The organism is Cellulomonas algicola, assembly GCF_003851725.1.
GTDB classification, from domain to species: Bacteria; Actinomycetota; Actinomycetes; order Actinomycetales; family Cellulomonadaceae; genus Cellulomonas; species Cellulomonas algicola.
The window spans coordinates 1-4,423 of sequence record NZ_BHYL01000292.1; the positions used below are offsets into that span (position 1 = coordinate 1).

Genomic DNA, 4,423 nt, shown 5'->3' on the forward strand with positions numbered 1-4,423 from the left:
GGGGCGGTGCCGGACCGGCGACCCCGCGAGCGGCCGCACCTCACGATCGCGCGGATCCGCCCGGGTGCGCGGCCACCGCGGCGCGGGTCGTCCCGTCCGGCGCGCGGTCGCGGGCCGGGGGAGCCGGGCGCTGACGTGCCGCTGACCGACCAGGACGTCGCGCGTGGCGTCGCGAGGGCGCTGGCGGTGTACGAGGGGCCGTCGTGGACGGTCGACGAGCTGTGCCTCGTCGCGTCGCGGCCCGGCGCCGGGCGAGGTGGCGGCCCGCTCTACGAGGTGCTGGAGCGCTTCGCGTTCGCGTGAGTGCCGTGCTCCGCCGTGGTCAGGACGTCGGCGCCGCGATGCTGCGCGCCGTAACGCCGCGTTCGCTCGGCGACCACGCGGCCCAGGACGCACGGCGCGCCGGGACGGTTTCGGGGTCGTGGCGGCGCGCCCTCGCGTGGCACCATGGGCGGCATGTCAGCGCGTGCACGGGCGGCCGGTGGTCGCCGATTTCCGCGGCCCGTCCTCGGGCTGCGCTGACGCGCGCGTGACCTGACCGCCGACGAGCGGACGGGCACGAGGGCCCGGGACGGGCGCCACTAGACTTCCCTGCTGGCCGGTGCGCTGTCGCGCGCCCGGTCAGGGCCCGTCCGTCCGTGGCGCGGACGCGGGCTCCGGCTTCTCCCCTGGAAGGTCCGCATGACCGACACACCCCTGTCCCCGCTCGACGAGGCGGGCGTCGACCTCGCGGTGAAGGCGGCCCTGGCCGCGTTCACCGCGGCCGGCGACCTCGACGAGCTCAAGTCCGCGCGTCTCGCGCACCTCGGTGAGCACAGCGCGATCGCGCTCGCGAACCGTGCGATCGGCGGCCTCGCGCCCGCCGACAAGGGCGTCGCGGGCCGGCTGCTGGGCGGTGCCCGCGGGCGGCTGCAGCAGGCGCTCGCGGAGCGGCAGACGCAGCTCGAGGCGGAGCGTGACGCGCGCGTGCTCGTCGAGGAGACCGTCGACGTGACGCTCCCCGTCGACCGGCGCCCGCGCGGTGCGCGGCACCCGCTGGAGACGCTGCAGGAGCGCATCGCGGACATCTTCGTGGCGATGGGCTGGGAGATCGCCGAGGGTCCCGAGCTCGAGTCGGAGTGGTTCAACTTCGACGCGCTGAACTTCGGCGTCGACCACCCCGCGCGGCAGATGCAGGACACGTTCTTCGTCGACCCGCCGGAGTCGGGGCTCGTGCTGCGCACGCACACCTCGCCGGTGCAGGCGCGCACGCTGCTCGAGCGTGACCTGCCGGTGTACATCGCCTGCCCCGGCAAGGTGTTCCGCACGGATGCGCTCGACGCGACGCACACGCCCGTGTTCCACCAGGTCGAGGGCCTGGCGGTCGACAAGGGGCTGACGATGGCGCACCTCAAGGGCACGCTCGACCACTTCGCGCAGGCGATCTTCGGTCCCGAGGCGCGCACGCGGCTGCGGCCGTCGTTCTTCCCGTTCACCGAGCCGTCCGCCGAGATGGACCTGTGGTTCCCGCAGAAGAAGGGCGGCCCCGGCTGGATCGAGTGGGGCGGTTGCGGCATGGTCAACCCGAACGTCCTGCGGGCGTGCGGCGTCGACCCCGACGTCTACTCGGGCTTCGCCTTCGGCATGGGCATCGAGCGGACCCTGATGCTGCGCCACGGCATCGCCGACATGCACGACATGGTGGAGGGCGACGTGCGCTTCTCCACGCAGTTCGGGACGGAGATCTGATGCCCCGCGTTCCCCTGACGTGGCTCGCCGACCACGTCGACCTGCCCGCCGGCCTCACGGCCGAGCAGCTCGCCGCCGACCTCGTGCGCGTCGGGCTCGAGGAGGAGGCGATCCACGCCGCCGCCGTGACGGGCCCGCTCGTGGTCGGCGAGGTCGTCGAGCGCACGCCCGAGCCGCAGAAGAACGGCAAGACGATCAACTGGTGCCGCGTCGACGTGGGCGCCGCGCACAACGAGCCCGGCGGGTCTCCGCGGGGCATCGTGTGCGGTGCGCACAACTTCGACGTCGGCGACAAGGTCGTCGTCGCGCTGCCCGGCGCGGTGCTGCCCGGGCCGTTCCCGATCGCGTCGCGCAAGACGTACGGCCACGTGTCGGACGGCATGATCTGCTCGGCGCGCGAGCTCGGGCTCGGCGAGGACCACGCGGGCATCATCGTCCTGTCGACGCTCGGCCTCGACGTGCCCGTCGGCACGGACGCGCGCGAGCTGCTGGGCCTCGGCGACGAGGTGCTCGAGATCAACGTGACGCCCGACCGCGGGTACGCGTTCTCGATGCGCGGTGTCGCGCGGGAGTACGCGCACTCGACGGGTGCGACGTTCACCGACCGCGGTCTGACCACGCCCGAGCAGCGCGAGCCCGTGTCGGGCGGCGTCGCCGTCGAGCTCGAGGACGACGCGCCGATCCACGGCGTGCCCGGGTCGGACCGGTTCGTCGCGCAGGTCGTGCGCGGGGTGCGGGCGGACGCCCCGTCGCCGCAGTGGATGCAGCGGCGCCTCACGCAGGCGGGCATGCGGCCCCTCGGGCTCGCGGTCGACGCGACGAACTACGTCATGCTCGACCTCGGCCAGCCGCTGCACGCGTACGACCTGGCCAAGGTCGCCGAGCCGATCGTGGTGCGGCGCGCCCGTGCGGGTGAGCGGCTGCTCACGCTCGACGGCGTGGACCGGGCGCTCGACCCCGAGGACCTGCTGGTCACCGACAGCCCCGAGGGTGCGCGTGCCGCGCGGATCATCGGGCTCGCCGGGGTCATGGGCGGCGGGGACAGCGAGGTCGGGCCGGACACGGTCGACGTGCTGGTCGAGGCCGCGCACTGGGACCCGGTCACGGTCGCGCGCACCGCGCGGCGGCACAAGCTGTCGAGCGAGGCCGCCAAGCGGTACGAGCGCGGCGTCGACCCGCAGCTGCCGCGTGTCGCGGTGGCCCGGGTGGTCGAGCTGCTCGTCGAGCACGGCGGTGGGGTCCCGGACGCGGCGCTCACCGATGTGGACCGCACGGCCGAGCCGCCGACGATCACGCTGCCCGTCGACCTGCCCGGTCGCCTCGTCGGCGTGCCGTACACGGCCGACGAGGTCCGCGACGTGCTGACCCAGATCGGCGCCGAGGTGTCCGACGCGGGCGACGACGCGCTCGCGGTGCGGGTGCCGTCGTGGCGGCCCGACCTGGTCGTGCCGGTGGACCTCGTCGAGGAGGTCGCGCGGCTGCGCGGCTACGACGCGATCCCGTCGACGCTGCCCGTCGCCCCCGCGGGACGCGGCCTGACCGACGGCCAGCGCGCGCGCCGCTCTGTCGCGCGCGCCCTCGCCGAGGCCGGCTTCGTCGAGGTGCTGACGTACCCGTTCGTCTCGACCGAGCAGCTCGACGCGCTCGCGCTGCCGGAGGACGACGCGCGTCGTCGTGCGGCCCGCCTGGTGAACCCGCTCGCGGAGTCGCACCCGTACCTGCGGACGAACCTGCTGGTCACGCTGCTCGACGCGGCACGCCGCAACGTCGGTCGCGGCCAGAGCGACCTCGCGGTCTTCGAGATCGGGCTCGTCACGCGACCCGCGCCCGACGCGCCGGCGGCCCCGCACCTGCCGGGCGGCGTGCGCCCGAGCGACGACGACCTCGCCGCGATCGAGGCCGTCGTCCCGGCGCAGCCGCGTCGCGTCGCGGGCGTGCTCGCGGGCGCCGCGGAGCCCGCCGGGTGGTGGGGGAGCGGCCGTCGCGCCGACCACACCGACGCGATCGCCGCGGCCCGTCGGGTCGCGGAGGTCGTGGGCGTCGACGTCGTCCTGGCCGCGGACGGCGAGCACCTGCCGTGGCACCCGGGCCGCTGCGCGCGCATCACGCTCGCCGACGGCACGCTCGTCGGGCACGCGGGCGAGCTGCACCCGAACGTCGTCGCGGCGCACGGGCTGCCCGCGCGGGCGGCCGCGTTCGAGCTCGACCTCGACGTGCTGCTCGCGGCCGCGCCCGCCGAGCCGACGCAGGCGCACCCGGTGTCGTCGTTCCCGCTCGCGAAGGAGGACGTCGCCCTCGTCGTCCCCGCGCACGTGCCCGCGGCCGACGTGCTCGACGCCGTCCGCGTCGGCGCGGCCGCGGGTCCCGCCGGGGACGTCGTCGAGGACGTGCGGCTGTTCGACGTGTACGTCGGCGACCAGGTGCCGGACGGGACGCGGTCGCTCGCGTTCTCGCTGAGGCTGCGTGCGGCCGACCGCACGCTGACCGCGCAGGAGACCGCGGGCGTCCGGGAGGCCGTCGTGGCCGAGGCGCAGCGCCGGTTCGGAGCGAGCCTGCGGGCGTGACCACCCGCTGACCAGCAGCGACGGCCCCGCGACCCGACACGGTCGCGGGGCCGTCGCCGTCTCCGGGGCCGGTCCAGGCACCCGGCCGAATCCGGACGAAGTTGTCGGACGTGGGACGAGTTGACCAAACG

The 4,423-nt window shown here is 75.6% G+C and carries 2 protein-coding genes and 1 pseudogene; all 3 read left to right on the top strand.

The window, feature by feature from the left end; all coding sequences use genetic code 11:
* Window positions 1-303 (top strand): annotated as a pseudogene (locus CTKZ_RS22215) (RNA 2',3'-cyclic phosphodiesterase); the annotation flags it as partial.
* Between the two features lie 378 nt (window positions 304-681).
* Entirely contained in the window at window positions 682-1,728 is a 1,047-nt protein-coding gene (gene pheS / locus CTKZ_RS16685) for a phenylalanine--tRNA ligase subunit alpha (RefSeq protein ID WP_124343999.1), read from the top strand.
* The gene (gene pheT, locus CTKZ_RS16690) at window positions 1,728-4,292 is read left to right on the top strand and encodes a phenylalanine--tRNA ligase subunit beta (protein WP_124344000.1); all 2,565 of its coding nucleotides are present in this window, start codon (window positions 1,728-1,730) and stop codon (window positions 4,290-4,292) included. Before pheS ends, pheT begins: the two co-directional genes overlap by 1 nt.
* Window positions 4,293-4,423 lie beyond the last annotated feature (131 nt).